Below are 26,184 nucleotides of genomic sequence, written 5' to 3'. Positions count from 1 at the left end.
GATGCTCAATCTCTTGATTTAGAGATTTAGAGGCGGATCATGTCACCGGCGGATAGAGCGTGTCGATGATCATGCGCGCGTCGTGGCGCGAATCGAGCATGCCGTAGGTGGTGCGCCACTGGCCGCCCAGCCGCGTTTCGACGAAGGCGTCGGCGATCCGCCCTGCTCCCAGCCGGCGCAGCTCCGCCGCGGCGGCCGACAGCGCTAGCTGTTCGGTGAGCAGCCGCGCCGAGCCTTGGTCGGTCGCCGCCACCTGCATGGCCGCCTTCAGCACGCCGATGGTGCCGCGCCCGCCGGTGCCGAGATCGCGGTCGATGCCGGTCAGCACCTCCTCGAACAGGCCGGGCGCGCGGCCGAGCACGCGCAGCACGTCGAGCGCCATGACATTGCCAGAGCCCTCCCAGATCGCGTTGACCGGCGCCTCCCGGTAATAGCGGGCAAGCGGCGCTTCCTCGACATAGCCGTTGCCGCCAAGGCATTCCATCGCCTCGTAAAGCAGCTGCGGCGCGATCTTGCAGACCCAGTATTTGACGACTGGCGTCATGGCTCGGGCAAAGGCCGCCTCGCCGCGATCGCTTGCCGCCTCGTCGAAAGAGCGCGCCAGCCGGAACGACAGCGCCGTGGCCGCGGCGACGTCGAGCGCCATGTCGGCCAGAACCCGCTGCATCAGCGGCTGGTCAATCAGGTTGGAGCCGAACACCTGGCGATGGCGCGTGTGATGAACAGCCTCAGCGAGGCCCGCCCGCATCAGCGCCGACGAAGCGACCGCGCAGTCGAGCCTGGTCAGCGTCACCATGTCCATGATCGTCTTCACGCCTGCGCCCGGGTCGCCGACCATCTCGCCGATCGCGTTGACAAACTCCACCTCCGACGAGGCGTTCGAGCGGTTGCCGAGCTTGTCCTTCAGCCGCTGGAAACGGAACCCGTTGCCGGAGCCGTCGCCCAGGATGCGCGGCACGAGAAAGCAGGACAGCCCCTCCGGCACCTGGCCGAGCACCAGGAAGGCATCCGACATCGGCGCCGACATGAACCATTTGTGGCCGGTCAACCGGTAAAAACCACTGCCGGTGCGCTCCGCCCTGGTGGTGTTGGCGCGCACATCGGTGCCGCCCTGCTTCTCGGTCATGCCCATGCCGAGCGTCAGCCCGGTCTTTTGCACCGGCGGCTTCTGCGCCTGGTCGTATTTGCGCGTCGTCACGCGCGGCGCCCATTCGCGGAAAAGCTTCGGGCTTGCCATCAAGGCCGCCAGCGAAGCGCTGGTCATGGTAATGGGGCAAAGATGCCCCGTCTCGAGCTCAGCGGTCAGGTAGAAGCGTGCCGCCCTCACCTGATGGCGGCGGCCGATCTCGGCATCGCCGTTTTCCCATACCGAAGAATGCAGGCCGCCGGCGATCGCGCGGCGCATCAAGGCATGATAGGCCGGATGATATTCGATCAGGTCGAGGCGACGGCCCTGGCGGTCATGGGTGCGCAATTTCGGCGTGTCGGTGTTGGCAAGCCGGGCAAGCTCCTGCGCTTCCTGCGTCATCACGAACCGGCCAAGCCCGTCGAGATCCTTGCGCACGGGATCGGAAAAACGCTCGGCTAGCTGGATGAGCAACGGATCGCCCCGCCATGCATTGCCGCCTGCCAATGGCGGCGGCTGGTTGATCACCTCGTCGGTCACGCCCAATCCTTCAGTTGCCCAATCCTTCAGTTGGCCGAGAGGTTCTTACCATTTCCAAGCCCGCGGTCGCGAATCCGAAGCCACTGGGCCTTATAGCCCAAGCCACGGAAGGCGCGCGACGAAAATACCGGGGAGAACGCCCGCAATCCAAACCTGGCGCTTGCGGCAGGCCGGACCGCACCCTATAGCAGCGCCTTGAGATGACCGACGCTTCGTCCCTGCCGCTCTTCCCCCACCGCCATCTTCTGGGCATCCGCGATCTTTCCCCCGCCGATATCGAGCTGTTGCTCGATCGGGCCAACCAGGCCGTGGCAATCTCGCGGCAATCGGAAAAGAAGACCTCGACGCTGCGCGGCCGCACCCAAATCAACCTGTTCTACGAGGCATCGACTCGCACGCAGTCGTCCTTCGAGCTCGCCGGCAAGCGTCTCGGAGCCGACGTCATGAACATGTCGGTGGCAAGCTCCTCGGTGAAGAAGGGCGAGACGCTAATCGATACGGCCATAACCCTCAACGCCATGCGCCCCGACATCCTGATCATCCGCCACCAATCGGCTGGCGCGGCTGCCCTGCTCGCCCAGAAAGTCGGCTGCTCGGTGGTCAATGCCGGCGACGGAGCGCACGAGCACCCGACGCAGGCGCTGCTCGACGCGCTGACCATCCGCCGCGCCAAGGGGCCGCTGTCGAAGCTGATCGTGGCGATCTGCGGCGACATCCTGCATTCCCGCGTCGCCCGCTCCAACATCATGCTTCTGAACGCGCTTGGCGCGCAGGTGCGCGTCGTCGCGCCCTCGACATTGCTGCCATCCGGCATCGACAGGATGGGCGTGATCGTGTCGCGCTCGATGGCCGAAGGCCTGAAGGATGCCGACGTGGTCATGATGCTGCGCCTGCAGCGCGAGCGCATGGAAGGCGCTTTCGTGCCGTCGGTCCGCGAATATTTCCGCTATTTCGGCCTTGATGCCGAAAAGCTGAAAGCCGCCAAGGACGATGCGCTGGTCATGCATCCCGGGCCGATGAACCGCGGCGTCGAGATCGCCTCCGAGATCGCCGACGGACCGCAAAGCGTCATCCAGGAACAGGTGGAGATGGGGGTCGCCGTGCGAATGGCGGTGATGGAAGCGCTGCTTGATCCGCGCCGCAACCATGAGGGGCGCGGCGCATGAGCATGACCGTCTTCAGCAAGGCGCACATTGTCGATCCCTCGCGCGGCGTCGACGAGATCGGCAGCGTCATTGTCGACGGCCGCAGAATCGTCGCTGCCGGGAAAGCCGCGTTGAACCAGGGCGTGCCGGAAGGCGCCGCCGTCGTCGACTGCGCCGGCAAGACGATCATTCCAGGCCTTGTCGACGCACGCGTCTTCATCGGCGAACCAGGCGGCGAGCATCGCGAAACCATCGCTTCGGCAAGCGTCGCCGCGGCGGCGGGCGGCGTCACCTCCATCGTCATGATGCCGGACACCGATCCGGTGATCGACAATGTGGCGCTGGTCGAATTCGTGCTGCGCACGGCACGCGACACCGCTAGCGTCAACATCTTCCCGTCGGCAGCGATCACCAAGGGCCTCGAAGGCCGCGAGATGACCGAGTTCGGCCTGCTGCGCGAGGCTGGCGCCGTCGCCTACACCGATGGCCGCCACACGATCGCCAATGCGCTGGTGATGCGCCGCGCGCTGACCTACGCCCGCGATTTCGGCGGCGTCATCGCGCACGAAACGCAGGACGCCGATCTCGCCTCGTCCGGCGTGATGAACGAAGGGCTCTATGCGAGCTGGCTCGGCCTGTCGGGCATTCCGCGCGAAGCGGAGCTGATCCCGCTTGAACGCGACCTGGCGCTGGCCCGGCTGACCGGCGGCGCCTATCACGCGGCAAAAATCTCGTCGGCGATGGCGGCCGGCGCGGTGAACCGGGCAAAGACGGACGGCGCCAATGTCACGGCCGGGGTCGCCATCCATAATCTGTCGCTCAACGAGAACGACGTCGGCGAATACCGCACCTTCTTCCGGCTGACCCCGCCCTTGCGCGCCGAGGACGACCGGCTGGCGATGATCGAGGCGATCAAGGACGGCACGGTCGACATCATCGTCTCCTCGCACGACCCGCAGGACGTCGACACCAAGCGCCTGCCCTTCGCCGACGCCGCTGCCGGCGCCATCGGGCTGGAGACGCTGCTGGGCGCGGCGCTTCGGCTTTACCACAATGGCGACGTGCCGCTGTTGAGGCTGATCGAGACGCTGTCCACGGCGCCGGCCAGACTGTTCGGCCTGCCGGGCGGCACGCTGAAGCCGGGGGCGCCGGCCGATCTCGCGGTCGTCGATCTGGACGAGCCGTGGATCGTCAGCGAGAGCGGTCTGCGCTCACGCTCGAAGAACACATGTTTCGAGGGCGCGCGTCTGCAGGGCACGGTCCTGCAAACGGTGGTGGCGGGCCGCACGGTGTTTTCCGCATAAGCCACCGCATCGCTTGAGCCCTGCTCAGCCTGCCCGGCATAGACTTGCTTGGCGAACCCTCCCGACTCTACCATTATGATAAATTCACGCCCAAGCAGGGCCAGCACTTGCAAACTATGGTTGCATCGCGCACAGTGTATCAATCAATGGGCGAGCAACCGGGCAGCAGGAAATATGGGGGAAACAATGGGTTACGTGATCGCGCTCGTCTTCGGCTATCTGCTCGGCTCGATCCCGTTCGGGCTTCTGATCACCCGTGCGGCCGGGCTCGGCGATGTCCGCCAGATCGGCTCCGGCAACATCGGCGCGACCAATGTGCTGAGGACGGGTAACAAGGGCCTTGCTGCCGCAACACTGCTGCTCGATGCGCTGAAAGGCACTGCCGCGGTGCTGATCGCCGGACATTTTTCGCCGGACTTCGGACTGATGGCCGGCTTCGGTACCTTTCTCGGCCACCTCTTCCCGGTCTGGCTCGGCTTCAAGGGCGGCAAGGGTGTCGCCACCTATCTCGGCGTGCTGCTTGGCCTTGCCTGGCAAGGCATGCTTGTCTTCGCCGTTGTCTGGCTCGCGATGGCCTTCCTGTTCCGCTATTCTTCGCTGGCTGCGCTGGCGGCCGCGGTGGTCGTGCCGATCGCGCTCTATGTCACAAGCACGCCGCAGATCGCGGGCCTGTTCGCGCTGATGAGCCTGATCGTCATCGTCAAGCATCGAGCAAACATCTCGCGGCTGCTCGCCGGCACCGAGGGCAAGATCGGGGCGAAGGGATGAGCGCCCTGGCTGCCGGCCCGCGTCTCAGCGATCGGCAGCGGCTTGCCTGGCTTCGCCTGATCCGCACGCCCAATGTCGGCCCGGCCTCGTTTCGCGAGCTGATCAACCGCTTCGGCTCAGCCGAAGCCGCGCTTGAAATGCTGCCGGAGCTGATGATCTCCGGCGGCGCCAATCGCATCGTCCGCATCCCCTCCATCGCCGAAGCCGAAGCCGAGCTCGAGGCCGCGCGGCGCGCCGGCGCCCGCTTCGTCGGCATCGGCGAGGCCGATTATCCGCCCCTGCTGAAGACTCTCGACAACCCGCCGCCGCTGCTCGCGGTGAAAGGCGAAGGCGCGGTCTTCCGCTTGCCGGCGGTGGCGATTGTCGGCGCTCGCAATGCCTCGCTGGCCGGCATCAAGATGGCGCGCATGCTGGCGGCCGATCTCGGCCGAGACGGCTACGCCATCGTTTCCGGCCTGGCGCGCGGCATCGATACGGCCGCGCACAAAGGCAGCGTTTCGACCGGCACAGTCGGCGTGCTGGCCGGCGGGCTCGATGTCCCCTACCCGCCTGAAAATGCCGGCCTTTGCGATGAGATCGCCGATCGCGGCGGCGCCATCGTTTCCGAGATGCCCTTCGGGTGGCAGCCGCGCGCGCAGGATTTCCCACGCCGCAACCGCCTGGTCGCAGGGATGGCGCTTGGACTGGTGGTGGTTGAGGCGGCGCAGCGCTCCGGCTCGCTGATCAGCGCGCGCCTTGCCAACGAAATGGGCCGGCTGGTCTTCGCCGTGCCGGGCTCGCCGCTCGATCCGCGCGCCGCCGGCTGCAACGCGCTGCTCAAGGACGGCGTCACGCTCGTCACCGAGGCGGCCGACGTGCTCGGCGCGCTGGCGCCGCTTGCTGGCACCCGGCTTCCAAGAACCGCCCCACTTGCCGAGGCGCCTGACATATCAGCCATGCCGCCGCCAGGCGAAAACGACCGCGCCGATGTGCTGGAAGCGCTCGGGCCCACGCCGACAGGCATAGACGAGATCATCCGCCACACGGGACTGAGCGCCGCGCAGATTGCCATGGTGCTCCTGGAGCTCGACCTTGCCGGACGGCTCGAGCGCCACGCCGGCGGAAACGTGTCGCTGATCGCGTGACCGGGCGCGTCTGCCCGCAACGCTGATTTCCCTACCGGAACAAATATTTCGACACTTCCGGATTGCCGCGGCGCCACATCACATTGTCGAGGAAATAGTGGTGCACGTTGATGAAGATCAGCACGATGAAGAAGAACAGCGACGAACCGAGCACCTGCTCGTCGTAGGGAACCAGGGCAGTCAGCACGAACGGGATCAGCCAGAAGCCGAGATAGCCGAGCGCCCCACCCCCGATGATGAATCCCAGCACACGCAACCGATAGCGGGGCCCGAGCACGGATAGTATCTTCGGCTCCGGATCCCGGGCGGCATCCGAGACCTCACGCTCGACATTGGTTTGATAGCGCCACACCACGGCCAGATATTGCAGCGAATGCAGCGCCGGCACCACGAGCAGCCAGAGCGGGTTAATCCTGGCGATCAGGATCCAGAGATAGAGCGAGGCGACATAGGCCACGATGCCGTTGTAAGGCAGTCCGCCGCCACTCCTTCGCCAGCGGTTGACCAACATGAAAAGCGTGGCCGCCGTCGATCCGACGGCCGCCAGCACGGCAATGTCGATAACCCAGTACGGCGCCGCGAAGGTGTAATATTGAAGGCCGTAATATTGCCCCTGCGTCACGGCCGTATTCGTCTGCAGCCAGGCCAGGATCCACACCGCATAGCTGTTGACGAGCAGCACCTTCTTGTCCCGGTCGTCGAAGAATTTGCGCTTCAGGACGGCGTCGACCATCAGCATGCCGTAGCCTTGCTTGACGTAGTGCCAGCCGACGAAGAAGAACATTGCGTTGGCCGCGAAGCCGAGCAGCCGCGTGTTCGACGTCGCCGCGCCATAGGCAAAGAACAGGGCCATGACCACTGGCACGATGACGCCGGCGAAAATGTAGCGGAGCTGCAGGCTTCTGTCGTAGCCCTCGCCACGCGCCTTGCGGCCAAAATTGCGGTAGAAAAGCTGGTAGGAGTGGGCGAAGTGCGGATAGTTCACCAAATAGGCCACGACGACCATCGTCGCGGCTAGTGAGCCTTCATACTCGCGCGGCACCAGGAACAGCAGTGGCAGGATCAGAAACGCGCTGCCGCCGAGCATCAGGAAATCGGCGACCGGGCCGAAAAGATATCTGCCCGGCGGCGTCGCCGCCTTGGGCGCCTGCGCATCTACCGAAAGGTCAAGTGCCATCCTGGAGCCTCCCTCGGAGGCGCCGAGTTTAACCACGACCCCATCCAGGGACAAGGCAATGTGGCAGGATCTCTCTTGCCTTCGAGCAAGTCACCCCGTCACGCTGAGACGTCGAAGCGATCTTCATCAGGCGCTTTCTGGCCTCCGCCACTCGCTTCTGCTCCGACCTTATGCGGTCGCACAGCGCGAGATTGATCCCGACGCCACATTCTTCATCCAGCATTTCTTTTGCATGATTGAGCGAAGTTTCTGCGCGCTTGACGCGCAGCCTGGCCCTGGCCAGTTCCAAGTTCAGTACGTCCACTGTATCCGCATCCCAGATTGCGGTCCCTTCAACAGGGAAACAGCCGCGCGCAAGCTTTTGTTCCGATTGCCGGAGACGCAGACGACATGTCCCGCTTCGATCGCCCGGATATGGAAGCTCGGTAGGCTTGCTCTGGCATCTATTTGGTGTGGAAAATTTGGTGAGCGCGATGGGATTCGAACCCATGACCTACTGATTAAAAGTCAGTTGCTCTACCGGCTGAGCTACGCGCTCCCGTGGGCTCGGAACGCCGCCCTCGAAATTGCGCGGAACATAGGGAGAGTGCCGCGGCCGGTCAACCGGAAAAAGACGGGCTTCCAAGGCGGGTTTCTTGAACGGATTCGAAGGGGCGCCGAGGATGAACGGCTTTCGATGCCTGCGCCAACGGCCCGGCTTGGGGCTGCTTCAGAAAGCCCTACAATAACAATGGGCTGACACAATGGGCTGATGGTGGAACGGGAACCATTGCAATCCGGGCCCGTTTCGCAAAACAGGACGTCCCCATCAACCATCGAGGAGAAGATCAATGAACAAGATCGCATCCGGCCTGTTGGCAACCGCTCTCTCGGCGTCGTTCGTCGCGGCGGAGATGGTGCCGGTCAACGCTCAGCCAGCTTATGTACCGCAACCCCAGGGCCTGTCGTCAGATCTTCAGACCGTGCAGTATCGGGACTGGAGAAGGCACCGCAGCTTCAACCGGGATTTCTCGCGTCGTGGTGACGCCGTCTACTGGAACGGCCATCGCGGCTATCGTGAGTATCGCCGCGGCTATCGCCGGCATGGCGACTATTGGTTTCCGCTGGCAGCTTTCGCGACCGGCGCGCTGATCACCGGCGCCATCGTCAACAGCGAGAACAACCGCGTCTATCGCGGCAACGCGCACGTGCAGTGGTGCTACGACCGCTACCGCTCCTATCGCGCCTCGGACAACACCTTCCAGCCTAACAACGGCCCGCGTCAGCAGTGCGTTTCGCCCTACTGACAGCCTCCAGTCAGTACCCAGGGGCGTTGACTGAGCCCGTGCCGCAAGGCGCGGGCTCTCTCGTTGCCCTTCAGCCGAATTCAACTGGCCCAGCTAATGTTCTTCAAAATCAGATACAGACCTACGCCTTCATCAGAAGGAGAGCGATAGGCTCCGCAGGCGTTGCAAATCCGAGCCGCTGCCGAGGTCAATTCCCAACCGAGTGCATTAAGATCTTCGTCCGTCACATAGTCTTGAGTTAGCTCGCCGATGCTGTGCTTCTCACCGAGATCGAGCTGACTGGGCGTCAGTTATGAACTCCGAAGGCCAAATCGAATTGGCCCAAGCCCAGAGCCAATTGCCAGCCTTGGCGCTGGTAGAGCCCGCAACCTGGATTTCCGAAACGACCTTGACTCCACTCCGGTCGGAGAACAGCAGCTTTCCTGCCGTCAAGTCGTAGTCGTAACGCGACCAACTGCCGAGGCGGAAATCTTTCGCCAGGCGCGCATTCTTGGCGATGAGCTGTTCAAAGGCCTCATCGCGCCAGGCAGGATACCAATCCGGCTGCATTTCCCGTTCGCCCGGTCCCGTAAACCGCTTCACACACTCAGCGTCCTGCGCACCGCATCGCGCCATCCGGCCAGTTTCGCACCCCGCGTTGCGGCGTCCATCTCCGGCTTGAAGCGCCGCTCCAGCGCCCAGCTCTTGGCGAAGTCCTTCGCTTTCGGCCAGACACCCGCCCTCGACCCGGCAAGCCAGGCCGCGCCCAGTGCCGTCGTCTCCAGGATCGTCGGACGGTCGACCGGTGCGTCGAGAATGTCGGCGAGCCGCTGCATGGTCCAGTCGGATGCCACCATGCCGCCGTCGACCCGAAGCACCGTCTTGGCCGAGGCGCCTTTCCAGTCCTTGCGCATCGCGTCGAGCAGGTCGCGCGTCTGGAAGGCGACCGATTCGAGTGCCGCGCGGGCGAACTCGGCCGGGCCCGAATTGCGCGTCAACCCGAAGATCGCGCCGCGCGCATCCGCGTCCCAATGCGGCGCGCCGAGGCCGACGAAGGCCGGCACCAGATAGACCTGTTGCGCAGGGTCGGCGGCCGCAGCCAATACTCCGCTCTGCTCGGCCTTGCCGATCACCTTGATGCCGTCGCGCAGCCACTGCACGGCTGCGCCCGCGATGAAGATCGAGCCTTCCAGCGCGTAGGTTGTCTTGCCGTTGAGCCGATAGGCGATGGTGGTCAAAAGCCGGTTCTTCGAACGCACCAGATCGGCGCCGGTGTTGAGCAGCGCGAAGCAGCCGGTGCCATAGGTGGATTTCATCATGCCGGGCTCGAAGCAGGCCTGGCCGATGGTCGCCGCATGCTGGTCGCCGGCCACCCCGAGGATCCGCATCTCGGCCCCGAAAAGGCTCTTCTCGGTGACACCGAAGTCGTCGGCGCAGTCCTTCACCTGCGGCAGGATCGAGGCCGGGATCTTCAGGATCGAAAGCAGCTCGTCGTCCCAGATATTCTTCTCGATGTTGTAGACCAGCGTGCGCGAGGCATTTGTCGCGTCGGTGGCGTGCACTTGGCCGCCGGTCAGCCGCCAGATAAGAAAGCTGTCGATGGTGCCGGCAAGCAGTTCGCCCCTCTCGGCGCGCCTTCTGGCACCCTTCACCTTGTCCAGCATCCAGGCGATCTTGGTGCCGGAGAAATAGGGGTCGAGCAGCAGGCCGGTCTTCTTCGTGAATGTCTTCTCCAGCCCCTGCTTCTTCAGCTTCTGGCAGAGCGGCGCGGTGCGCCTGTCCTGCCAGACGATCGCGTTATGGATCGGCTTGCCGGTCGTCTTGTCCCAGATGACGACGGTCTCGCGCTGGTTGGTGATGCCGATCGCGGCCACATCCGATGCCGTGCGGCCGGCGGCCTTCAAAGCCGCTTTCGCCGTGGCGAGAACGCTTGCCCAGATGTCTTCCGGGTCATGTTCGACCCAGCCGGAAGCCGGATAATGCTGCGCGAATTCCTGCTGGCCGGTGCCGGCGACTTTCATCTTGTCGTCGAACAGTATCGCCCTGGTTGAGGTCGTTCCCTGATCGATGGCCAGCACAAAACCGCTCATTCCGCATCCCTCCGCTTCTCATGCAACAGGGGAGACGGCAAAGCCGCCTCCCCTGCACTTCCTACATGGGCAAGCACGCCCGCGTCATGCAGTTACTGCTGCTGCCAGCTCTTCACCAGTTCGTCGTAGTTGATGGTGACCGGCTTTTCCTTTTCGTTCTCGATCTTCAACTGAGGAGCGAGATTGCCTTTCTTGACCGCGTCGGCGTTCCAGTAGGCAAGATCGTGCTCTTCGGCCATCTTCGGGCCGATGTCGCCCTGGACGCCCGACTTCTCGATGCGGCTCATGACCTTTTCCTGCTCGGCGCAGAGCGAGTCCATCGCTTCCTGGGCCGACTTCGCGCCGGAAGAGGCATCGCCGATCGCTTGCCACCAGAGCTGCGCCAGCTTCGGATAATCAGGCACGTTGGTGCCGGTCGGCGACCACTGGACGCGGGCGGGCGAGCGATAGAACTCGATCAGGCCGCCGAGCTTCGGAGCGCGCTCGGTGAAGCTCTTGTCGTGGATCGTGCTCTCGCGGATGAAGGTCAAGCCGACATGGCTCTTCTTCACGTCGACCGTCTTCGAGGTGACGAACTGCGCGTAGAGCCAGGCGGCCTTGGCGCGATCGTCAGGCGTCGACTTCATCAGTGTCCAGGAACCCACGTCCTGGTAACCGAGCTTCATGCCGTCCTTCCAGTAGACGCCGTGCGGCGACGGCGCCATGCGCCACTTCGGCGTGCCGTCGTCGTTCAGCACCGCCTTGGCGCCGGCGTCGACCATCGAAGCGGTGAAGGCGGTGTACCAGAAGATCTGCTGCGCGACCCCGCCCTGCGCCGGCACCGGGCCGGATTCGGAGAAGGTCATGCCCTGGGCTTCCGCCGGAGCGTAGGCCTTCAGCCAGTCGAGATATTTCTGGATCGAGTAGACCGCGGCCGGGCCGTTGGTATCGCCGCCACGCGCCGTGCAGGAGCCGACAGGACGCGATTTCTCGTCGACCTTGATGCCCCATTCGTCGACGGGCAGGCCGTTCGGAATGCCCTTGTCGCCATTGCCGGCCATGGACAGCCAGGCGTCCGTGAACCGCCAGCCGAGTGACGGGTCCTTCTTGCCGTAGTCCATATGGCCGTAGACCTTCTTGCCGTCGATCTCGCGGCCGGTGAAGAACTGGGCGATGTCCTCATAAGCCGACCAGTTGACCGGAACGCCTAGGTCGTAGCCGTATTTGGCCTTGAAGTCGGCTTTGTTCTTCTCGTCGTTGAACCAGTCGTAGCGGAACCAGTAGAGGTTCGCGAACTGCTGGTCGGGGAGCTGATAGAGCTTCTTGTCGGGCGCCGTCGTGAACGAGGTGCCGATGAAGTCCTTCAGGTCGAGGTTCGGATTGGTGACGTCCTTGCCCTCATTCGCCATCCAGTCGGTCAGGTTGCGCACCTGCTGGTAGCGCCAATGCGTGCCGATCAGGTCGGAGTCGTTGACCCAGCCGTCATAGAGGTTCTGGCCGGTCTGCATCTGGGTCTGGATCTTCTCGACAACGTCGCCTTCCTGGATGACGTCATGTGTGACCTTGATGCCGGTGATGGCGGAGAAGGCCGGTGCCAGCACCTGTGACTCGTATTGGTGCGTGGCGATGGTTTCCGAAACGACTTTGATGTCCATGCCGGCGAACGGCTTGGCTGCGTCGATGAACCACTGCATTTCCTTTTCCTGGTCGGCGCGTGAAAGCGTCGACAGGTCGCCTATCTCCTTGTCGAGAAAGGCTTTTGCCTCGTCCATACCGGCATAGGCATGGCCCGCTCCCAGCAAAAGGACAAGGGCTGTCGTCGATGTTAGAAATTGCCGTCGCATGTGTCTCCTCCAGTCTTAAGTTGCAAGTGCGATCCGGGGCGGCCGCCAGCACGCGGCCGCTCCGGCTATTCCCCCTCTATACGTATCGGAACACGCCAACGGCGTAGACCACGGAGAGAGCGAGAGCCCACCACAGGTTGGATCCAACCAGACCCAGCCAAGCGAGATGGATAAATGCGCTGCCAAGCAGCGACAGGAACAAACGATCGCCGCGCGTCGTCTCGAAGCGCAGCACCCCGATGCGCGGATGACCGCCGGGCGAGGCATATTCCCAGACGCCCATGCCAAAGAGCATCAGCACGATGATGATGAAGAAGGCGGCCGTCGGCCACGTCCACGCCATCCAGGAGAAGTCGAGATTCATGGCTTTAGACCCTCCCCAGGGCAAAGCCCTTGGCGATATAATTTCGCACGAACCAGATAACCAAGGCGCCGGGGATCAGCGTCAGCACGCCGGCGGCGGCGAGCAGACCCCAATCCATGCCGGCGGCAGAGACCGTGCGGGTCATGGTGGCGGCGATCGGCTTGGCGTCCGTCGTGGTCAGCGTGCGCGCGATCAAGAGCTCCACCCACGAGAACATGAAGCAGAAGAAGCAGGCGACGCCAATGCCGCTCGCGATCAGCGGCATGAAAATCTTCAGAAAGAAGCGCGGGAAGGAATAGCCGTCGATATAGGCGGTCTCGTCTATCTCCTTCGGCACGCCGGACATGAAGCCTTCGAGGATCCACACCGCGAGCGGCACGTTGAACAAGCAGTGCGCCAGCGCCACGGCAATATGGGTGTCGATCAGGCCGAACGCCGAATAGAGCTGGAAGAACGGCAGCGCGAACACCGCGGGCGGCGCCATGCGGTTGGTCAAAAGCCAGAAGAACAAATGCTTGTCGCCGAGGAAGCGGTAACGCGAGAAGGCGTAGGCCGCCGGCAGCGCCACCGCCACCGATATCACCATGTTCATCACCACATAGGTGATCGAATTGATATAGCCCGAATACCACGAAGGGTCGGTGAAGATGGTGCGATAGTTCGCCAGTGTCGGATTATGCGGGAACAGCGTCAGCGACGACACGATCTCCGCATTGGTCTTGAAGCTCATGTTGATGAGCCAGTAGATCGGTAGCAGGATAATGATGATGTAGACCGTCGGCACGATCCACCACCAGCGCGATTCCTCGCCGCGGCGGCGCATCAGCTTCGCCACCTCGTCCTGCGACAGCGTGCTGCCCACTTCGGTGACCGCCGTCTCGCTCACGCGCGTCGTTTCGTTGGCACCCGCCATCTCAGCGCTCCGCGTCGTAGTTGGTCATCACGGTGTAGAACACCCACGATAACAACAGGATGATCAGGAAGTAGACCAGCGACATCGCCGCCGCCGGGCCGAGGTCGAACTGGCCGAGCGCCGTCTTGACCAGGTCAATCGACAGAAAGGTGGTCGAATTGCCGGGACCGCCGCCGGTGACGACGAAGGGCTCGGTATAGATCATGAAACTGTCCATAAAGCGCAACAGCACGGCGATCAGCAGCACGCGCTGCATCTTGGGCAGCTGGATGTAGCGGAACACAGCCCAGCGCGACGCGCCGTCGATCTTGGCAGCCTGGTAGAAGGCATCGGGAATCGAGACCAGGCCGGCATAGCAAAGCAGCACGACCAGGCTGGTCCAGTGCCAGACATCCATGATGATGACGGTTACCCAGGCATCGATCGGATCCTGGACGTAGTTGTAGTCGATGCCGAGCGCGTTGATGTAGTAGCCGAGCAGGCCGATGTCGTTGCGGCCGAAGACCTGCCAGATCGTGCCGACAACGTTCCACGGAATGAGCAGCGGCAGCGCCATCAGCACCAGGCAGACCGGCACGCCCCAGCCCTTCTTCGGCATGTTGAGCGCGATGAAGATGCCGAGCGGCACCTCGATTGCCAGGATGATGAAAGAGAAGATCAGGTTGCGCACCATCGCTTCCCAGAAGCGGTCGGAGTGCAGCAGGTCCTCGAACCATTCGGTGCCGGCCCAGAAGAAGACGTTGTTGCCGAACGTGTCCTGCACCGAATAGTTGACGACCGTCATCAGCGGGATGACGGCCGAGAACGCCACCAGCACCAGCACCGGCAGGACAAGGAACCAGGCCTTGTTGTTCCAGGTCTTGTCCATCTATGCCCCCATCTCGACGCGCCAGGAATCGGCATAGATGTTGATGCCGGCCGGATCGAAGCGGACTTTCGGTTCGGCCGGCACTTCGTCATCCTCGCCGATCACCGCGGCGATCTCCCTGCCCTCGAGATTGGCGCGAACCACCTTGTGGCGGCCGACGTCCTCGACCTTGCTGACCTGCACCGTCATGCCCTCGCGGCCGAGCCGCACATATTCGGGACGGATGCCGAGTTCGACGGCGCCGGCTTCAGCCTTGGGCACGCCCGGCAATTCGATGCGCTGGGCGCCGAACTTCGCCATCCTGCCTTCCAGCGCAACCGGCAGCACGTTCATGCCCGGCGAGCCGATGAAATAACCGACGAAGGTGTGGCGCGGACGCTCGAAAAGTTCGGCAGGCGTGCCGATCTGCACGATCTCGCCGTCATACATGACCACGACGCGGTCGGCGAAAGTCAGCGCTTCGGTCTGGTCATGTGTGACATAAACCATGGTGTAGCCGAAGCGGCGGTGCAGCTGCTTCAACTGCGAGCGCAGCACCCACTTCATATGCGGGTCGATGACCGTCAGCGGTTCGTCGAACAGAATGGCGTTGACGTCGGAGCGCACCAGGCCGCGTCCAAGCGAGATCTTCTGCTTCTGGTCCGCGGTGAGCCGGCGCGCCTTCCTGTTCGCCATCGAAGAGAGATCGATCATGTCGAGCGTCTCGCGCACCTTGCGGTCGACATCGGCTTCCGGCACGCGCCGGTTGCGCAGCGGGAAGGCCAGATTGTCGTAGACGGTCATGGTGTCGTAAATGACCGGGAACTGGAACACCTGCGCGATATTGCGCTCCTGCGTCGATAGCCTGGTCACGTCCCGGCCATTGAACAGCAACTTCCCATGCGAGGGGTGCAGCAGTCCCGAAATGATGTTGAGCAAGGTGGTCTTGCCGCAGCCCGAAGGCCCGAGCAGCGCGTAGGCGCCGCCATCCTCGAAAGTATGGTGCACTTCCTTCAGAGCGAAGTCGGAATCCTTCTGCGGGTTGGGCAGGTAGGAGTGGCGGATGTGGTTGACCTCGATGCGCGCCATCGTTTTCTCCTCAGGCCGCCAGCTTCGACGCCGTCACGGCGCGGCCGTTATGGTCGAATACCATGATGTGGCGCGGATCGATGAACACCTCGACCTCGTCGTCCGTCTCGAAATCGAGAATACCATGCGCAAGCATCACCCAGCGCGCATCGGCGAAATCGAGATGGACGAAGCTTTCCGAGCCGGTGATCTCCGTGATGGTGACCTTGGCCCGCACCGGCACGGCGCCGCCGTTCGGCCGCTCCAGCGACAGATGATGCGGCTGGAAGCCGATCGTGTAGCTGGCATCCGCAATGCCGGCGAGTTCCGTCGGCACCGGCAGCTTGACGCCGCCTTCGAGCAGGAAATCCGGCCCTTTCTTGGAGAGCACGATGGTGTTGAGCGGCGGATCCGCGAAGGTCCGGGCCGTCACCAGGTCGACGGGCTTGCGGAACACTTCGACCGTGGGGCCAAATTGCGTGACGCGGCCTTCCGAAAGCGTTGCCGTGTTGCCGCCGAGCAAAAGGGCCTCGTGCGGCTCGGTCGTCGCATAGACGAAGATCGTGCCGGCCGCGGCGAAGATCTTCGGCAATTCGGCCCGCAATTCCTCGCGCAGCTTGTAGTCGAGATTGGCCAAAGGCTCGTCGAGCAACACCAGGCTGGCATTCTTGACGATGGCGCGGGCAAGCGCGGTGCGTTGCTGCTGTCCGCCGGACAGGCTGAGCGGCGTGCGCTCGAGATAAGGCGTGAGCTTCAAGAGCGCCGCGGCGTTGCGCACCTCCTTGTCGATCATGGCCTGCTCGACGCCGGCGACCCGCAGCGGCGAGGCGATGTTCTCGTAGACGGTCATCGCCGGGTAGTTGATGAACTGCTGGTAGACCATGGCGACGTTGCGCTTCTGCACCTTCTGTCCGGTGACGTCCTTGCCGTCGAACCAGACCGAGCCGGAAGTCGGCGCGTCGAGGCCCGCCATCAGCCGCATCAGGCTGGTCTTGCCGGAGAGCGTCGGCCCAAGCAGGACGTTCAGCGAGCCGTGCTGAAGCGTCAGCGACACGTCGCGGATATGTTCCTGCGCGCCGACGGTCTTCGTCACGTTCCTCAATTCCAGCATCACGCCTCCTCCCAGGCCTTGCGCATCAGCGGTCGATCCTCATTCCGCCGCCGCGACATGACGGCTGCTCAGTCCGCGCATGAATTCTTCCAATGCCGCCGTCTGCTCGCGGCTGAAATGCAGGCCGCGCTTGGTGCGGCGCCACAACACGTCCTCGGCCGTGACCGCCCATTCGTTTTCGGCCAGATAGCGAACTTCCGCCTCGAAAAGGTCGGCGCCGAAATTGCGGCCGAGATCGGCATTCGACTTGGCGAGCCCGAGCAGCCTTTCCGCCCGCGTGCCGTAGAGCCGGGTGAAGCGGCGCGCTAGCCGCTGGTCGAGGAACGGATAGGCGCTCTTCAGCCTGGCAACCTGGGCATCGAAGCCGGTCGCGGCGAAATCGCCGCCGGGCAGCGGCGCGTCATGCGTCCACGGCCTGCCGCGCTTGCCGAGAAAACCTTCGATCTTCTCCAACATTGATTCGGCCAGCCGGCGGAAGGTGGTGATCTTGCCGCCGAAGGCGTTGAGCAAGGGGGCAGCACCCTCCCCGCCATCGGCCTTCAGCACATAGTCGCGCGTTGCTTCCTGCGCCTTCGAGGCGCCGTCGTCATAGAGCGGGCGCACCGCCGAATAGGTCCAGACGATATCGGACCGCTTCACCGGCTGCGCGAAATATTCGCTTGCCGCCGCGCACAGATAGTCGATCTCGGCGTCGGAGATCTTCACCTCATGCGGATCGCCCGGATAGTCGCGATCGGTGGTGCCGATCAGCGTGAATTCTTCCTCGTAAGGAATGGCGAAGATGATGCGGCCATCCTTGTTCTGGAAGAAATAGGCGCGCGGATCGTCGAACTTCTTTCCGACTACGATATGGCTGCCCTGGACGAGGCGGACATTGTGGACCTCGTTCTGGCCGACCGCGGTCGAGAGCACGTGATCGACCCAAGGGCCGGCTGCATTGACGAGAAGCCGCGCGCGGACCTCTTCGGTCTCCCCGGTAAGCACATTCTGCACCTTCACGGTCCAAAGCGCGCCGTCGCGCCGCGCGCTGACGACTTTTGTGCGGGTGCGGATAATGGCACCCCGGTCGGCGGCATCACGCGCGTTCAGCGCCACCAGGCGCGCGTCGTTGACCCAACCGTCCGAATACTCGAAAGCTTTGCGGAACAATGGCTTGAGCGGCTTGCCTGCCGGATCGCGGGTCATGTCCAGCGTCTTCGTCGCCGGCAGCAGCTTGCGCCCGCCGATATGATCGTAAAGGAACAATCCCAACCGGATCAGCCAGGCGGGCCTGAGGCCCTTGGCATAGGGCAGCACGAAGCGCATCGGCCAGATGATGTGCGGCGCGTTCTTCCACAGAACCTCGCGCTCCATCAGCGCTTCGCGCACCAGCCGGAATTCATAGAATTCGAGATAACGCAGGCCGCCATGGATGAGCTTGGTCGAACCGGAGGAGGTCCCGCTTGCGAGATCGTTCATCTCGGCGAGGTAAACTGAAAATCCGCGGCCAACAGCGTCGCGGGCGATGCCGCAGCCATTGATGCCGCCGCCGATGACGAAAATGTCATGGATCGGATATGCGTCCAAAGATTCCTCCAACGATTTCGCATTGCACCATTTTTGTGTTTTACGAAACCGTGACGGAATTATTTCGAACTCAAAGCGAATGTCAAACGAAATATCGCAATCGGCTGAGCAAGCCGTCGAGGCGTGCCTTATTCGAACGCTGTCTCGATCAGCCGGACTTCGGTTTCCTCGCAAATCCTGCGAATCGACGGGATCTCGCAACGATCGGTAATAAAGGTATTCACCTGCGAAAGATGGCCAATCCGGACCGGCGCGGTGCGTTCGAATTTCGTCCGGTCGGAAACCAGGATGACGTGGCGGGCATTTGCGATGATGGCCTGCGCAACCTTCACCTCGCGGAAATCGAAGTCCAGCAGCGCGCCGTCATGATCGATTGCCGAGGCGCCGATGACGGCGTAATCGACCTTGAACTGGCGGATGAAATCGACGGCTGCCTCGCCGACAATGCCGCCGTCGGAACCGCGCACAACGCCGCCGGCAATCACCACCTCGATTGTGGGGTAGATGCGCATCCTATTGGCAACATTGATATTATTGGTGATGACCATAAGCCCGTTATGGTCGAGCAGCGCCTTGCTGACGGCCTCGGTGGTGGTGCCGATATTGATGAACAGCGAGGCATTGTCAGGAATCAGCCGCGCCGCCGCGCTGCCGATCGCCTCCTTCTCGTCGGCGGCAATCTTGCGGCGTGCCTCGTACTCCATGTTCTCGATGCCGGACGGGAACAGCGCACCGCCATGGATACGGGTCAGCAGGCGCTGATCGCACAGGTCGTTGAGGTCCTTGCGGATAGTCTGCGGCGTCACGTTGAAATGCGTCGCTAGGTCATCGACCAGCACCCGGCCATGGTCTTTCGCCCTCTGGATGATCTCGGCATGGCGTGGCGAAAGAAACATTGCGCGTCCTCCATTTTCGTTTTTTCCCGTCTATATCGGAAAACGAAAGCGAAGAAAAGGTATAAGCCGGCTAACGAAAATCACCTGATTGAGAAAGGCAAACCAGTGTGGAACAGGTCTTCTGCCTCAGGATAAGCGCCGCGCAATCTCGGTTATGACGTCGAACGCCGCATCGACATCTGCGGCCGTCGACTCGAACTGCCCCGCCTGAAAGCGGATCGCCACGCGCCCATCGACCCGCGTTTGAGTCAGGTAAATGCGGCCGTCGGTATTGATGGCGTCGACGAGGCGGAGGTTGTGCTCGTCAGGGTCGGCGCCTGCCACCGTGCGGTGCCGGAACGAGAACAGCGAAAGCATTGGCTCGCTGACGAGCTCGAAATCCTCTTCCCCGGCAAGGCGCGCGGCAAGCCCTGCGCTCCAGGCGACATGGTTGCGGATCATGGTGCGCAGGCCCTCGAGGCCATGGGCGCGCAGCAGGAACCAAAGTTTCAGGGCGCGGAAGCGGCGGCCGAGTGGCACCGACCATTCCGAATAGTTGATGATGCCGTCATGACCCAGCGTCTTCAGAAACTCCGGCTTGATGGCCAGCGTGCGCACCAGATCTTCCGGCTGGCGCACGAACTGGATCGAGCAATCGAACTGCGCACCGAGCCACTTGTGCGGATTGAAGACGATGGAATCGGCGCCTTCGACGCCGGCCCAGAAATGCCGGTATTCCGGGCAGATCATCGCCGACCCTGCCCAGGCGGCGTCGACATGGAGGTAAAGCCCGTGCCGCTGAGCGACCGCGGCCACCGCCGCGATGTCGTCCGTGCCGCCGGTGCTGGTGCCGCCGACGCAGGCGATGATTCCGGCTGGCAGCAGGCCGGCCTTGCGATCGGCAACGATCGCGGCCTCGAGCGCGTGCGTATCCATGGCGCGAAAACGTCCGGCGACCGGGATGCGGACAAGGTTGTCCTCGCCGATGCCGGAGACCCAGATGGCTCGGTCGATCGAGGTATGGACCTGGTCGGAGGAATAGACGCGTAGCTTCGCCTGCCCGGCCAGCCCCTTTTTGTTGCCCTGCCAGTCAAGCGCCCGCTCGCGCATGGTGAGCACCGCCGCAAGCGTCGCCGAGGAAGCCGAATCCTGGATGACGCCGGAAAAGCCCTCGGGCAGGCCGAGCGCCTGGCGCATCCAGTCGACGACGCGCGTTTCGAGTTCGGTCGCCGCCGGCGAGGTCTGCCACAGCATGCATTGCGCGGCCATCGCCGAGACCAGATATTCGGCCACCACCGAAACCGGCGCTGCATTGGCGGGAAAATAGGCGAAGAAGCGCGGATGCTGCCAATGCGTCATGCCCGGCACGATCTTTTCTTCGAAGTCGGCGAAGATCCTGTCCATCGGCTCCGGCATTTCCGGCGGCGACGCCTCGATGCTTCTGAAAATCTCGCCCGGCGCGATCGCCGGCCGCACCGGACGGTCGCGCAGGTTGGCGCGATAGTCGGCGCCCCAGTCGGCGGCGCGCCTCGACCAGTCGCGGAATTCGTCGCTGTCCATATTTTCCCTCCCCAGCGGCCGTCGAAGATACCGGCCGGTCGAACCGCTCTCGCAAAGCCTATCCCGGAAAATCCGGCAGATTTGAAAAAGCGATTTTCAGCGCGTTGGACCAGCCGTCCGATATGGTTCGGTAGTAAGGATCATCATGGCCGATCCGTTGGTTCAGCCCCACACTGAGCGCATCCTGTTCCAGGAACAGCAGATCGAGCGGCAGCCCGACCGAGAGGTTGGATTTCAGCGTCGAATCGAACGACACCAGAAGCAGCTTCACCGTTTCGGCCAGGCTCATTGCCCGATCATAGGCACGGATGATGATCGGCTTGCCGTATTTCGTCTCGCCGATCTGGAAGAAAGGCGTGTCGTCGGTCGACTCGATGAAGTTGCCTTCCGGATAGATCATGAACAGTCTGGGCGGGCTGCCCTTGATCTGGCCGCCGAGGATGAAGGAGGCATTGAAGTAGGAATCCGCCTTGTCGCCATTCGGCGAGGCATGCTCTATCACTTCCTTCACTGTATCGCCGACCAGCCGCACCGTCTGGTACATGGAGGGAGTTTCGAGCAGCTTCGGATGACGGTCGCTGACCGCCTTGTTACGCTCGTCGAGCAGGCTGACAACGGCCTGCGTCGTGGCAAGGTTGCCCGCCGACATCAGCACGATGACGCGCTCGCCGGGCTGTTCCCACACATGCATCTTCTTGAAGGTCGAGATCGAATCCATGCCGGCATTGGTGCGCGTGTCCGACATGAACACGAGCCCGCTATCGATCTTGAGGCCGACGCAATAGGTCATGATTGCTCTTCTGCTAGCGATTCCGGCGCAGATTACTGCTCTACCGTAACGGTGACGGCAAGCTTCTCTTGCGCCTGCCCTAGCAGTATCCCCGACACCGGCGAGGCATCGCGATAGTCGCGCCCCGTCGCCACCCGCACATAGCGTTCGTCGGGAGAGATACCGTTCGCCGGGTCGAAGGCAACCCATCCGAGTCCCACGACATAGGCCTCGGCCCAGGCATGGCTTGCCGCCTGCTCGACGGCCGCATCCATCATCAGGTAGCCGCTGACATAGCGTGCGGGAAAGCCGAGGGCGACTGCGGCGGCGATGAAGATGTGGCTGTGGTCCTGGCAGACACCGGACTTCAACGCGAGCGCCTCCTCCGCCGGCGTCACGACGCTGGTCGTGCCAGGCCTGTAGGCGACGCGTTCGCCGATAGCGCCCATCAGCCGGTGCAGTCGCTCGATCTCGGTGCCCTGGCCCAGCGTGCCGGCCAGCTCGCGTATGCCCTCGCCGGCAGCGGTGAGCTGCGTCTGCTGTCCGAACAGCCAGAGCGGCGCAAAACCCTGATGCGGACCCGTCACGCCCGCCGTGTCATGCGTGGTCACGTCTCCGGCTGCCTCGACGGTGATCGAATTCTTGCCGCTCTCGGCGCTCACCAGCCGCGTCTCGTTGCCGAAATGGTCAGTGAAGCGCACCTCCTCGCGCGCGCCTTCGACCTTGACCGCCCAGGAGCCGACGGTCTGCGTGCGCCCGCTGGAAGGCCAAAGGCGCAGCCGCTGCAGCAGATACTGCACCGGCTGATCGTAGCGGTACTCGGTACGATGGGTGATCTTGAGCCGCATAACGCTCGCCTCGGCTGTGCTCAATAGAACCGGTAGTCCTGGGCGATCTCGTCGCCCAGCCTGGTGTTGTCGCGAATGAACTCGGCCAGGAACTCGTGCAGGCCATGATCGAATATGTCCTTGATCGAACCCCTTTTGAGCAGCGCCTGGATCTTCTCGGCCGTGCCATGGCAGGCATGGCGTTCACCGTAATCGTCAGCGAGGAATTTCAAATGCTCGCCGAGGAAGCGGTAGCAGAAAGTCAGCGAGCGCGGCATGCGCACGTTGAGGATCAGATAGTCGGCGATATTGGTCGGCTTGTAGTCGGCTTCATAAACCCAGCGATAGGAGCGATGCGCCGACACCGAGCGCAGGATCGACTCCCATTGGTAGTTGTCCAGCGTCGAGCCGACCCAGGAAAGAGAAGGCAGCAGCACGTAGTATTTCACGTCGAGGATGCGCGCCGTGTTGTCGGCGCGTTCGACATAGGTGCCGAGCTGCGAGAAATCGAAAATCTCGTTGCGCAGCATGGTGCCGTAGAACGAACCGCGGATCAGCGCCGTCTCGCGCTTGATGGCATCGAGCACCGTCGGCAGGTCGCGCTCGTCGATCGGCCTTGCCAGCATGCGCTTCAGCGACATCCAGGCTTCGTTGATGCTTTCCCAGGTCTCGCGCGTCAACGCCGTGCGCACCATGCGAGCATTGTTGCGCGCCGTCTCGATCGACGACATCGTGCTCGACGGGTTCGAGGTGTCGCGCAACAGGAAATCCGAGACGTTGGCGGCGGTATAATCCTGGTACTTCTGGCTGAAGGCGATGTCCGAGCCGGCGCTGAGCAGCACCGAGTTCCATTCCTCCGAAGCGCTCTGCGTGCGCGTCAGCGCCATGCGAAGACCGGCATCGACGAGACGCGCCATGTTTTCGGCCCGCTCGATATAGCGGTTCATCCAGTAGAGACCGTTTGCGGTGCGGCCCAAAAGCATATCAGCTTGCTCCGGTGTCGAGCGAATAGCGAATAGCGAGTAGCGAATAGGGAGAAAAAGACTTCATGACTTTTGCTGCAGGCTCCGGATCATCGAACGTAGCATCTTTCCGATTTCGTCAGTTTGGCCAAGCAAGCTGGCGACCTTCGCTTCGACCATCAGCCCAACCTCTCCACACAGGATGAGATGTGTCTCCAACTCTTTCAGAGAGCCCTGCGCTACCCGAAGAAATTGAATGAAAGCTCCCGTATTTTCTCTTCCGTGACCTTCCGCAACATTCGCTGCGATGGAAGCCGCCGAGCGTCGTATCTGAGAGGTCATTCCGTACGCTTCGCTGTTCGGAAAAGCTTTCGTGGCCGAATAGCAATCCACGGCCAACCTCAAAGCCGCCTTCCAAACAATCAGATCTCTGTAGGAATTGATTGCCGTCGTATCCCCCTTTTCCCTACTCGCTATTCGCTACTCTCTATTCGCTCTTAGTCATCCAGCACCCACGTATCCTTCGTCCCGCCCCCCTGTGAGGAATTGACCACCAGCGACCCTTGCTTGAGCGCGACGCGAGTCAAGCCGCCCGGCACGATCTGGATGCGGTCGGATACGAGCACATAAGGCCGAAGATCGACATGGCGCGGCGACAAGCCCTTCTCGGTCAGGATCGGGCAGGTCGACAGCGCCAGGGTCGGCTGGGCGATGTAGTTCGAGGGCTTCGCCTGCAGCTTTTTTGCAAAGTCCTGGCATTCCTTCTTGGTCGCCGCCGGGCCGACCAGCATGCCGTAGCCGCCGGAGCCGTGCACTTCCTTGATGACGAGCTCGTCGATGTGCTCGAGCACATATTTGAGGCTGTCCGGCTCCGAGCAGCGCCAGGTCGGGATGTTGCCGAGGATCGCCTTGCGGCCGGTGTAGAACTCGACGATCTCCGGCATGTAGGAATAGATCGCCTTGTCGTCGGCGATGCCGGTTCCCGGCGCGTTGGCGATGGTGACGTTGCCTGCGCGGTAGACATCCATGATGCCGGGCACGCCGAGCGCGGAATCCGGCCGAAAGGTCAGCGGATCGAGGAAGTTGTCGTCGACGCGCCGGTAGAGCACGTCGATCTGCTTGTAGCCTTCGGTCGTGCGCATCGCCACATGGCCGTCAACGACGCGCAGGTCCTGCCCTTCGACGAGCTGCACGCCCATCTGGTCGGCAAGGAACGCATGCTCGAAATAGGCCGAATTGTACGAACCCGGCGTCAGCACCGCGATGGTCGGCGCGCCCTTGCTGCTTTGCGGCCGCACTGCAGCCAGCGACTGGCGCAGGAGTTGCGGGTAGTTCTCGACCGGCCGCACCTTGATCTTCTGGAACAGCTCCGGAAAGAGCTGCATCATCGTCTCGCGGTTCTCCAGCATGTAGGAGACGCCAGACGGCGTGCGGGCATTGTCCTCCAGCACGTAGAACTCGTTCTCAGAGATGCGGACGATGTCGACGCCGATAATGTGGGTGTAGACGCCGGCCGGCGGCCTGACCCCGATCATCTCGGGCAGGAAGGCCTCGTTCTTCGCGACAAGCTCCCTAGGCACGCGCCCGGCGCGCAGGATCTCCTGACGGTGGTAGATGTCATCGAGAAAGGCGTTCAGCGCCTGCACGCGCTGCTCGATCCCTTGCGTCAGCCGGCGCCATTCCTGGCCGGAGAGGATGCGCGGGACGATGTCGAAAGGGATCAGCCGCTCGGAAGCTTCCTGCTCGCCATAGACGGCAAAGGTAATGCCGGTCTTGCGGAAGACGCGCTCGGCATCCTGCATTTTCTGGGTAAGCCTGGCTGGGTCCTGCTCCCTCAGCCAGCGATCGTAAGCCTCATAAGGTCTTCTCAATCCGGAAACTTCCGGAAGCATTTCGTCGAACGCTGCCAATCGCGTACTCCCCTCTGAGGCCATTTCACTGGCCCCGCCGGAGAAAATCAAGCGCAATCGGTGATTTAGGAAGCCGTGACGGCCACTCTATGCAAATTGCCTAAAATCAAGGCACGGACAGCAAGGCCGGGTCAGCTCCTGCTTCCCGGCGCGGCACAGACAGCCCCGGTCAGAACGCCCGGAAGGTCACAATGGTGAAGGTGTCCTTGATTCCAGGCAGAATCTGCACCCGCTCGTTGACGAAGTGGCCGACATCTTCCTCGTCGTCGACATAGAATTTGGCGAGCAGGTCGTAATTGCCGGCAGTCGAATAGATTTCCGAAGCGATTTCGGCATCGGCCAGCGCGCTGGCGACCTCATAGGCCTTGCCCAGGTCGCACTTGATCTGCACGAAAAATGCCTTCATTGCCCGGTCCTGCCAGCCTGCTTCATGAATAAGCGGCCCTTGTGGCAGACTGCTGCCCGGCTTTCAAGCTTCACGCGCCGCGCACCTCGAAGAGTACCTGATCCCGCTTCCCGACGCTGAAATGGCGAAATCTTCGCATCCCGGTGAAACCACGCCATGCCGCGACGCGTATGTTAGATTGCATTCGCCAAGTGAATTCCTGGAGGCAGGCCATGCGCCGCGCTTTGCTCGCACTTGCTCTTGTTCCGATGTTGATAGCCTCGCTTGCTTTTGCCGGCGACGCCGAGATCAAGGCCGCGCAAACGGTCATCGACAGCCAGTTGAAGGCCTTCGTCGCCGATGACGGCGCCACCGCCTACAGCTTTGCCGCGCCGAACGTGAAGCAGATCTTTCCGACCGTCGACACCTTCATGAACATGGTGACGAATGGCTACGCGCCAGTGCGCAAGCCCCGGTCCTATTCCTTCGGCAAGGTAGAGCAGACCGGACCCGGCTCGATCATCCAGCAGGTGCTGATCGTCGGGCCCGACGGCAAGGATTATGAGGCGGTCTATACGCTGCAGCAACAAGTGGACGGCAGCTTCAAGATCACCGGCTGCAGCCTGCACGCCTCGACTTCGGTCAGTACCTGAGCAGGAAAAATG

25 protein-coding genes, 1 tRNA gene and 1 pseudogene are annotated in these 26,184 nt (G+C 62.7%); 6 read left to right on the top strand and 21 right to left on the bottom strand.

From position 1 onward, the window contains the following. Positions 1 to 37: 37 nt before the first annotated feature. A complete protein-coding gene (locus LB535_RS09765; RefSeq protein WP_224632012.1) occupies positions 38 to 1,666 on the bottom strand; it encodes a DNA alkylation response protein in 1,629 nt (542 codons plus the stop codon). A 200-nt stretch (positions 1,667 to 1,866) separates the two neighbouring features. Here LB535_RS09765 and LB535_RS09760 point away from each other — a divergent pair, with 200 nt between their 5' ends. From LB535_RS09760 to dprA, 4 genes are all read left to right on the top strand, one after another. Beyond that, positions 1,867 to 2,832, top strand: a complete 966-nt coding sequence (locus tag LB535_RS09760) for an aspartate carbamoyltransferase catalytic subunit (protein ID WP_224632011.1) — start codon at positions 1,867 to 1,869, stop codon at positions 2,830 to 2,832. Beyond that, on the top strand, positions 2,829 to 4,115 hold the full coding sequence (locus LB535_RS09755; protein ID WP_224632010.1) for a dihydroorotase: 1,287 nt from the start codon (positions 2,829 to 2,831) through the stop codon (positions 4,113 to 4,115). Before LB535_RS09760 ends, LB535_RS09755 begins: the two co-directional genes overlap by 4 nt. Positions 4,116 to 4,301: 186 nt before the next feature. Next, on the top strand, positions 4,302 to 4,883 hold the full coding sequence (gene plsY, locus LB535_RS09750) for a glycerol-3-phosphate 1-O-acyltransferase PlsY (RefSeq protein WP_224632009.1): 582 nt from the start codon (positions 4,302 to 4,304) through the stop codon (positions 4,881 to 4,883). Beyond that, positions 4,880 to 6,007: a DNA-processing protein DprA gene (gene dprA / locus LB535_RS09745; RefSeq protein WP_224632008.1), complete on the top strand. Its 1,128-nt coding sequence runs from the start codon at positions 4,880 to 4,882 to the stop codon at positions 6,005 to 6,007. Before plsY ends, dprA begins: the two co-directional genes overlap by 4 nt. Before the next feature lie 31 nt (positions 6,008 to 6,038). Here dprA and LB535_RS09740 read toward each other — a convergent pair whose 3' ends face one another. The 3 genes from LB535_RS09740 to LB535_RS09730 form a co-directional block, all read right to left on the bottom strand. Continuing rightward, the gene (locus LB535_RS09740) at positions 6,039 to 7,184 is read right to left on the bottom strand and encodes a hypothetical protein (RefSeq protein WP_224632007.1); all 1,146 of its coding nucleotides are present in this window, start codon (positions 7,182 to 7,184) and stop codon (positions 6,039 to 6,041) included. A gap of 28 nt (positions 7,185 to 7,212) precedes the next feature. After that, positions 7,213 to 7,488 carry a hypothetical protein gene (locus tag LB535_RS09735; protein ID WP_224632006.1) on the bottom strand — a complete coding sequence of 92 codons (276 nt, stop codon included), beginning with the start codon at positions 7,486 to 7,488 and terminating at the stop codon, positions 7,213 to 7,215. Positions 7,489 to 7,646: 158 nt separating this feature from the next. Next, positions 7,647 to 7,722, bottom strand: a tRNA-Lys gene (locus LB535_RS09730). A 292-nt stretch (positions 7,723 to 8,014) separates the two neighbouring features. Here LB535_RS09730 and LB535_RS09725 point away from each other — a divergent pair. After that, positions 8,015 to 8,470, top strand: coding sequence for a BA14K family protein (locus LB535_RS09725; RefSeq protein ID WP_224632005.1), 456 nt, complete (start codon positions 8,015 to 8,017; stop codon positions 8,468 to 8,470). An 80-nt stretch (positions 8,471 to 8,550) separates the two neighbouring features. On the opposite strand, the pseudogene LB535_RS29050 reads toward LB535_RS09725, so the two are convergent. The 17 genes and pseudogenes from LB535_RS29050 to LB535_RS09640 form a co-directional block, all read right to left on the bottom strand. Further along, positions 8,551 to 9,019 (bottom strand): annotated as a pseudogene (locus LB535_RS29050) (DUF6882 domain-containing protein). Between the two features lie 29 nt (positions 9,020 to 9,048). Next, positions 9,049 to 10,539 carry a glycerol kinase GlpK gene (glpK, locus tag LB535_RS09715; protein ID WP_224632003.1) on the bottom strand — a complete coding sequence of 497 codons (1,491 nt, stop codon included), beginning with the start codon at positions 10,537 to 10,539 and terminating at the stop codon, positions 9,049 to 9,051. A 92-nt stretch (positions 10,540 to 10,631) separates the two neighbouring features. Continuing rightward, positions 10,632 to 12,362, bottom strand: coding sequence for an ABC transporter substrate-binding protein (locus LB535_RS09710; protein ID WP_095765319.1), 1,731 nt, complete (start codon positions 12,360 to 12,362; stop codon positions 10,632 to 10,634). A 76-nt stretch (positions 12,363 to 12,438) separates the two neighbouring features. Further along, positions 12,439 to 12,726 (bottom strand): DUF2160 domain-containing protein, encoded by a 288-nt coding sequence (locus tag LB535_RS09705; RefSeq protein ID WP_224632002.1) that lies wholly within the window; start codon positions 12,724 to 12,726, stop codon positions 12,439 to 12,441. A 4-nt stretch (positions 12,727 to 12,730) separates the two neighbouring features. After that, entirely contained in the window at positions 12,731 to 13,639 is a 909-nt protein-coding gene (locus LB535_RS09700) for a carbohydrate ABC transporter permease (RefSeq protein WP_224632001.1), read from the bottom strand. Position 13,640: 1 nt separating this feature from the next. Further along, the gene (locus tag LB535_RS09695; RefSeq protein ID WP_095765316.1) at positions 13,641 to 14,507 is read right to left on the bottom strand and encodes a carbohydrate ABC transporter permease; all 867 of its coding nucleotides are present in this window, start codon (positions 14,505 to 14,507) and stop codon (positions 13,641 to 13,643) included. Then, positions 14,508 to 15,575, bottom strand: coding sequence for an ABC transporter ATP-binding protein (locus LB535_RS09690; protein WP_224632000.1), 1,068 nt, complete (start codon positions 15,573 to 15,575; stop codon positions 14,508 to 14,510). Between the two features lie 10 nt (positions 15,576 to 15,585). Further along, complete coding sequence (locus tag LB535_RS09685) at positions 15,586 to 16,665, bottom strand: ABC transporter ATP-binding protein (protein ID WP_224631999.1); 1,080 nt, start codon at positions 16,663 to 16,665, stop codon at positions 15,586 to 15,588. Positions 16,666 to 16,704: 39 nt separating this feature from the next. Further along, positions 16,705 to 18,231, bottom strand: coding sequence for a glycerol-3-phosphate dehydrogenase (gene glpD / locus LB535_RS09680; protein WP_224631998.1), 1,527 nt, complete (start codon positions 18,229 to 18,231; stop codon positions 16,705 to 16,707). A 128-nt stretch (positions 18,232 to 18,359) separates the two neighbouring features. Then, entirely contained in the window at positions 18,360 to 19,127 is a 768-nt protein-coding gene (locus tag LB535_RS09675) for a DeoR/GlpR family DNA-binding transcription regulator (protein ID WP_140545843.1), read from the bottom strand. Between the two features lie 126 nt (positions 19,128 to 19,253). Beyond that, entirely contained in the window at positions 19,254 to 20,666 is a 1,413-nt protein-coding gene (locus LB535_RS09670; RefSeq protein WP_224631997.1) for a pyridoxal phosphate-dependent decarboxylase family protein, read from the bottom strand. 58 nt (positions 20,667 to 20,724) lie between these two features. Next, the gene (locus tag LB535_RS09665; RefSeq protein ID WP_224631996.1) at positions 20,725 to 21,456 is read right to left on the bottom strand and encodes a peptidase; all 732 of its coding nucleotides are present in this window, start codon (positions 21,454 to 21,456) and stop codon (positions 20,725 to 20,727) included. Between the two features lie 32 nt (positions 21,457 to 21,488). After that, the gene (locus LB535_RS09660) at positions 21,489 to 22,283 is read right to left on the bottom strand and encodes a transglutaminase domain-containing protein (RefSeq protein WP_224631995.1); all 795 of its coding nucleotides are present in this window, start codon (positions 22,281 to 22,283) and stop codon (positions 21,489 to 21,491) included. 20 nt (positions 22,284 to 22,303) lie between these two features. Next, entirely contained in the window at positions 22,304 to 23,245 is a 942-nt protein-coding gene (locus LB535_RS09655; RefSeq protein WP_095765309.1) for an alpha-E domain-containing protein, read from the bottom strand. Between the two features lie 63 nt (positions 23,246 to 23,308). Then, entirely contained in the window at positions 23,309 to 23,668 is a 360-nt protein-coding gene (locus LB535_RS09650; protein WP_095765308.1) for a four helix bundle protein, read from the bottom strand. Positions 23,669 to 23,721: 53 nt separating this feature from the next. After that, on the bottom strand, positions 23,722 to 25,134 hold the full coding sequence (locus LB535_RS09645) for a circularly permuted type 2 ATP-grasp protein (RefSeq protein ID WP_224631994.1): 1,413 nt from the start codon (positions 25,132 to 25,134) through the stop codon (positions 23,722 to 23,724). Between the two features lie 169 nt (positions 25,135 to 25,303). Next, positions 25,304 to 25,540, bottom strand: coding sequence for an Lrp/AsnC family transcriptional regulator (locus LB535_RS09640; RefSeq protein WP_027166286.1), 237 nt, complete (start codon positions 25,538 to 25,540; stop codon positions 25,304 to 25,306). 212 nt (positions 25,541 to 25,752) lie between these two features. On the opposite strand from LB535_RS09640, the gene LB535_RS09635 reads away from it, so the two are divergent. Then, a complete protein-coding gene (locus LB535_RS09635) occupies positions 25,753 to 26,172 on the top strand; it encodes a DUF4864 domain-containing protein (protein WP_224631993.1) in 420 nt (139 codons plus the stop codon). Positions 26,173 to 26,184 lie beyond the last annotated feature (12 nt).

This window comes from Mesorhizobium sp. CA10, assembly GCF_020165285.1.
In the GTDB taxonomy this organism is placed as follows: Bacteria; Pseudomonadota; Alphaproteobacteria; order Rhizobiales; family Rhizobiaceae; genus Mesorhizobium.
Note: the sequence above shows the minus strand (reverse complement) of the source record. Positions and strands in the feature narration are given on the sequence as shown.

Coding starts and splice junctions, on each gene's coding strand:
- LB535_RS09695 (WP_095765316.1), bottom strand. CDS start 14,507: ATGGACAAGACCTGGAACAACAAGGCCTGGTTCCTTGTCCTGCCGGTG.
- LB535_RS09740 (WP_224632007.1), bottom strand. CDS start 7,184: ATGGCACTTGACCTTTCGGTAGATGCGCAGGCGCCCAAGGCGGCGACG.
- LB535_RS09725 (WP_224632005.1), top strand. CDS start 8,015: ATGAACAAGATCGCATCCGGCCTGTTGGCAACCGCTCTCTCGGCGTCG.
- LB535_RS09640 (WP_027166286.1), bottom strand. CDS start 25,540: ATGAAGGCATTTTTCGTGCAGATCAAGTGCGACCTGGGCAAGGCCTAT.
- LB535_RS09705 (WP_224632002.1), bottom strand. CDS start 12,726: ATGAATCTCGACTTCTCCTGGATGGCGTGGACGTGGCCGACGGCCGCC.
- glpK (WP_224632003.1), bottom strand. CDS start 10,539: ATGAGCGGTTTTGTGCTGGCCATCGATCAGGGAACGACCTCAACCAGG.
- LB535_RS09655 (WP_095765309.1), bottom strand. CDS start 23,245: ATGCTTTTGGGCCGCACCGCAAACGGTCTCTACTGGATGAACCGCTAT.
- plsY (WP_224632009.1), top strand. CDS start 4,302: ATGGGTTACGTGATCGCGCTCGTCTTCGGCTATCTGCTCGGCTCGATC.
- LB535_RS09660 (WP_224631995.1), bottom strand. CDS start 22,283: ATGCGGCTCAAGATCACCCATCGTACCGAGTACCGCTACGATCAGCCG.
- LB535_RS09635 (WP_224631993.1), top strand. CDS start 25,753: ATGCGCCGCGCTTTGCTCGCACTTGCTCTTGTTCCGATGTTGATAGCC.
- LB535_RS09665 (WP_224631996.1), bottom strand. CDS start 21,456: ATGACCTATTGCGTCGGCCTCAAGATCGATAGCGGGCTCGTGTTCATG.
- LB535_RS09675 (WP_140545843.1), bottom strand. CDS start 19,127: ATGTTTCTTTCGCCACGCCATGCCGAGATCATCCAGAGGGCGAAAGAC.
- LB535_RS09700 (WP_224632001.1), bottom strand. CDS start 13,639: ATGGCGGGTGCCAACGAAACGACGCGCGTGAGCGAGACGGCGGTCACC.
- LB535_RS09710 (WP_095765319.1), bottom strand. CDS start 12,362: ATGCGACGGCAATTTCTAACATCGACGACAGCCCTTGTCCTTTTGCTG.
- LB535_RS09670 (WP_224631997.1), bottom strand. CDS start 20,666: ATGGACAGCGACGAATTCCGCGACTGGTCGAGGCGCGCCGCCGACTGG.
- LB535_RS09760 (WP_224632011.1), top strand. CDS start 1,867: ATGACCGACGCTTCGTCCCTGCCGCTCTTCCCCCACCGCCATCTTCTG.
- LB535_RS09690 (WP_224632000.1), bottom strand. CDS start 15,575: ATGGCGCGCATCGAGGTCAACCACATCCGCCACTCCTACCTGCCCAAC.
- LB535_RS09755 (WP_224632010.1), top strand. CDS start 2,829: ATGAGCATGACCGTCTTCAGCAAGGCGCACATTGTCGATCCCTCGCGC.
- dprA (WP_224632008.1), top strand. CDS start 4,880: ATGAGCGCCCTGGCTGCCGGCCCGCGTCTCAGCGATCGGCAGCGGCTT.
- LB535_RS09685 (WP_224631999.1), bottom strand. CDS start 16,665: ATGCTGGAATTGAGGAACGTGACGAAGACCGTCGGCGCGCAGGAACAT.